Source organism: Limnochorda sp. (genome assembly GCF_047459355.1).
Classification (GTDB): domain Bacteria; phylum Bacillota; class Limnochordia; order Limnochordales; family Limnochordaceae; genus Limnochorda.
Map to the genome: position 1 here is coordinate 1 of NZ_VSCV01000058.1, position 4,455 is coordinate 4,455.

At 66.7% G+C, this 4,455-nt stretch carries 3 protein-coding genes; all 3 read left to right on the forward strand.

Annotated features, from left to right (window positions below; all coding sequences use genetic code 11):
- Window positions 1-272: 272 nt before the first annotated feature.
- A complete protein-coding gene (locus FWJ67_RS10605) occupies window positions 273-1,427 on the forward strand; it encodes a TIM barrel protein (RefSeq protein WP_414482163.1) in 1,155 nt (384 codons plus the stop codon).
- A 148-nt stretch (window positions 1,428-1,575) separates the two neighbouring features.
- Window positions 1,576-2,625: a sugar ABC transporter substrate-binding protein gene (locus FWJ67_RS10610; protein ID WP_414482164.1), complete on the forward strand. Its 1,050-nt coding sequence runs from the start codon at window positions 1,576-1,578 to the stop codon at window positions 2,623-2,625.
- A gap of 85 nt (window positions 2,626-2,710) precedes the next feature.
- Window positions 2,711-4,264 (forward strand): sugar ABC transporter ATP-binding protein, encoded by a 1,554-nt coding sequence (locus FWJ67_RS10615; protein WP_414482802.1) that lies wholly within the window; start codon window positions 2,711-2,713, stop codon window positions 4,262-4,264.
- The last annotated feature ends 191 nt before the right edge of the window (window positions 4,265-4,455 follow it).

A 4,455-nucleotide genomic window follows, 5' to 3' on the forward strand; every position in this document is an offset into this window, starting at 1 on the left:
GGTGAGGGGGCCTTAGGCGGGAGGGCCGACTAGGCGCGGCGGGTCGCATTCCCGTAAGAGCCACGTGAATTGGGAGAAGAGCGATCTGAGCGCCATTTGACAGAACACCCGAGGAGGGAAGGAAAACCAAGTTCCTTGCCGAAGGAGAGACGAGCCCACTTAGTATGAGGGCTAAACAAACTAAGCCCTTGGCCAAGAAGGCTGGAGAATGGTGCATGGTCCGCCTTGAGTGACCCGGAGCGTCATTCCGGGCGGGCTGGGGAGGGGAAGGTATGCCGCTTCAAGACCTGCGGGGGCAGGCCGTCATCAGGGAAGGGGACGACTTGGTCCGGCACCTGAACGAATTCCGCCTGGAGCCCCGGTACTCGGTGGGGGTGTGGTTCTTCAGCCCGGCCGCCAACCGGTTCCACGAACCCTACCAAGATCCGGCCAGCATCGAGGAGCGCCTGGAGCGGATCGCGTCGCTGGCCTCCTGGGGCGTGGTCGGTGTGGAGGCCCACTACCCCAACGAGATCAACGAGAAGAACCTGGAGACGTGGAAGAGCTTCGCCGCGTCCACCGGGATCCGGATCCTCACCGTGATCCCCCACCTCTTCTTTGATCGAATCTTCGAGTTCGGGTCCCTCTCGTCGCCCTTGCCTGAGGTGCGCCGGATGGCCATCGACCGCACCATCCGGGCCTTGGAGCTGAACAAGGAACTGGATACCGACTTCGCCGTGCTCTGGCCGGGGATTGACGGGTACGAGCAGCCCTTCGGCCTCAACATGGCCGCCGCCAGGCGCCGCTTCGTTGAGGGGCTGGCCGAAGCCATGGATGCAGTGCCGGGAGTGCGGGTGGCTTTCGAGCCCAAGCCCTACGAGCCTCGGGGTCACATCCTCTTCGGGACCACGGCCGAAGGGTTGCTCCTGGCCAGCCAGGTGGAGGCGCGGCTCACCCATCCCGAGAACCGGCGGCTTCTGGAGGAAGGGACCGCCTTGGTCTGCCTCAACCCTGAGGTGGGGCACATGCGGATGGCCTACGAGGACCTGGCCTATGCCTTTAGCCTGGTACTGGAAGCGGGGCGGCTGGCCCACACCCACTGGAACAGCCAGCCTCTGGGCGGGTACGACCTGGACCTGCCGGTGGGAGCGGTCGCGCCCGAGCAGTTGGACGCCGCCCTCTACGCGTTGAAGATGCACGGCTACCAGGAGCACTTCGGGCTGGATCTCAACCCCGAGCGGATGCCGGTGGAGGAGGCGGTCCGGATCTCCATCGAGGCCATCAACGCCGCGGCCGAGCGGGTGAACGCCATGGACCACGCCTCCATCGTCTGGGCGACGGAGCATCCGGACCGGGCCCGGGGGTGGATCGAGCGGTACCTGATCCGCACCCGGACCCCGCAGCCGGGAAGCTTGGAACCTCTGCCGCGCCCCCACGAGGGTGCGTGAGTTGGCTGGCAAGCTCAGTTCACAGGGGACGGTGCCCCAGGGCCCGTCCCGAAGCGAGGTGAACGCCTGAGGGGAGTCCTGCCTGAGGGGAGTCGGCTCGGTTGGATGGAGCGACGGCAAAACGACCTCATGAAAAGGAGGACACACGATGAAGCGGTTCGCGCTGGGCATCGCGCTGTGCACCGCCCTGCTGATCTTCCTGGGGAGTGTCGTTCCGGCTCTGGCGGCCAATGACAAGATCACCATTGGCGTCTCCATCCGCAGCCTCTCGGAGGAGCGCTGGGCCCGCGAGCGGGACATGATGGCGGAGAAGGCGAAGGAACTGGGCGTTGACATCATCTTCACCGACGCCAACAACGACGAGTTCGTCCAGAACTCCCAGATCGAGAACCTCATCGCCCGGGGCGTGGATGTGATCATCATCATCGCCCGCAACAGCGACACGGCCGCGGCCGCGGTGGAGATGGCCTCCAGCGAAGGCATCCCCACCATTGCCTACGACGTGGCCATCTACCATCCGGATGCCATCTACGTGTCCTTCGACAGTGTCCGGGTGGGCGCCGAGATGGCCCGGGCCATCGTCGAGCGGGTCCCGACCGGCAGGTACTTCTGGCTCGGCGGCTCGCCCACCGACGACAACGCCTACCTGGTCCGGCAGGGACACTTCCAGGTGCTCCAGCCCTTGATTGACAGCGGCGCCATCGAGTTGATCGGCGAGCAGTGGTGCGACGCCTGGAGCCCGGAGCAGGCCCTCAAGCACACCGAGAACGCCCTGACCGCCCACGGCAACCGGATTGACGCCATCATCGCCTCCAACGACGGTACCGCCGGCGGCGCCATCCAGGCTCTGGCCGAGCAGGGGCTGGCGGGCCTGGTGGCCGTCTCGGGGCAGGATGCGGACCTGGTGGCCTGCCAGCGGATCGCGGAGGGCACCCAGACCGTCACCATCTTCAAGGACGTCCGGCTCCTGGTGGAGGCGGGCATGCAGGCGGCCGTGGAGCTGGCCCGGGGCCAGCGTCCGTCGGGCATCAACGGCAAGTACGTCAACGAGGCCAAGGGGATTGAGCAGGACGCGATCTACGTCGACGTCATCCCCGTCACCCAGGAGAACCTCTACGAGGTCATCGTCAAGAGCGGCTTCCACCGCCTGGAGGACGTCTACCGGAACGTCCCCCGGGATCAGTGGCCGACGGACTGAGGCTGGATCCATCCTGCGCCCGGCTCCTTTTGGGGGCCGGGCGCAGGGCTTCGCACGGGATTGAGCTGGGAGAGGAGTCGTGGTCGTGCCGGAATCGGGCAAGACGCTCCTTGAGATCCGCCATGTGACCAAAGCGTTTCCTGGCACGCGGGCCTTGGACAACGTCTCCCTCGATGTGCGGCCCGGCGAGATCCTGGGCCTCTGCGGTGAGAACGGGGCGGGGAAGTCGACGCTGGTCAAGATCATCAGCGGCGTCTACCCGTATGGCACCTACGAGGGGGAGCTCTTCTTCCGCGGGGAGCCCCTGCGCCTGACGGGCACCCGGGATTCGGAAGCCAAAGGCATCAGCATCATCCACCAGGAACTGGCCCTGGTCCCCCAGCTGACTGTCGCCGAGAACATCTTTCTGGGCGGCGAGCCGGCTGCCTGGGGCGTCATCCGGCAGGAGGCGATGAACGCCGCGGCCCGGAGGCTCCTGGAGCGGGTCGGTTTGGACGTGCCGCCCACGGTCCTGGTGGGGAGCCTGGGCGTGGGCCAGCGGCAGATGGTGGAGATCGCCAAGGCTCTGCGGCGGGACGTGAGCCTCCTGATCCTCGATGAGCCCACCTCCGCCCTGAACGAGACGGAGGTGGAGCGGCTGATGGAGACCTTGCGGGAGCTCCGCCGCCGGGGCGTCTCCTGTATCTACATCTCTCACAAGCTGGATGAGCTCTTTGAGATCACCGACCGGATCACGGTGCTGCGCGACGGCCAGGTGGTGGGCACCGCGCGGACCGCGGACCTGGACGAGGATCGGATCATCGCCATGATGGTGGGCCGGCCCCAGAGCGGGCGGTACCCGCCCAAGACCCGGCGCCCGGGCCCGGTCCGGATGCGGGTCCGGAACTGGTCGGTGAAGCATCCCGAGAACCCCGAGCGGTACGTGGTGCGGGATGTCTCCTTTGAGGTGCGGAGCGGCGAGATCCTCGGCATCGCGGGCTTGATGGGCTCGGGCCGGACCGAGCTGGTGCAGAGCCTCTTCGGGGAGTACGGCGTGGAGGTCTCGGGGGAGATCGAGATCGACGGCCAGCCCTGCCGCTTCCGGTCGTCCCGGGACGCCATTGCCATGGGTGTGGGGTTGGTGGTGGAAGACCGGCGGAACGGCGGGCTGATCACCATGCACTCGGTGGCCAGCAACGTCACCTTGCCCTCCCTGCCCAAGGTGAGCCGGGGGCCCGTGATCAACCGGGGTCTGGAGCTGGCCTCGGCCGCCCAGTTGGTGGAGGAGCTGAGCATCAAGGTGCCGGGGCTGGAGGCGGCCGTCGAGACTTTGAGCGGGGGGAACCAGCAGAAGGTCTCCATCGCCAAGTGGCTGATGACGAGGCCCCGGATCCTGATGCTGGACGAGCCGACCCGGGGCATCGATGTGGGGACCAAGTACCAGATCTACGAGATCATGGACCGGCTGGCCGCGGACGGGATGGCCATCGTCATGGTCTCCTCCGAGCTGCCTGAAATCCTGGGGATGAGTGACCGGATCCTGGTGATGCACGAGGGGACGGTGGCCGGCATCCTGGATGCCGACGAGGCCGATGCCGAAGCGGTGATGGCCCTGGCCACCATGGGGGCGCGGTCGACAGCCGCCGCGAAGAATCTGTAGGGGAGCTGGAGTCCAGTGGGCAAGCCAGAGTTGATCTCACCCGTCACCGAAGAGTCCGCCTTGGTTCGCAGGCTGCGGGAGAACATCCGGGCCTACACCCTGGTCCTGGCCCTCTTGGCCTTGTGGATCGGCATGGCCGTGGCCACCGACGGGGTCTTCCTCGCCCCGCGGAACATGTCCAACCTCTTCCG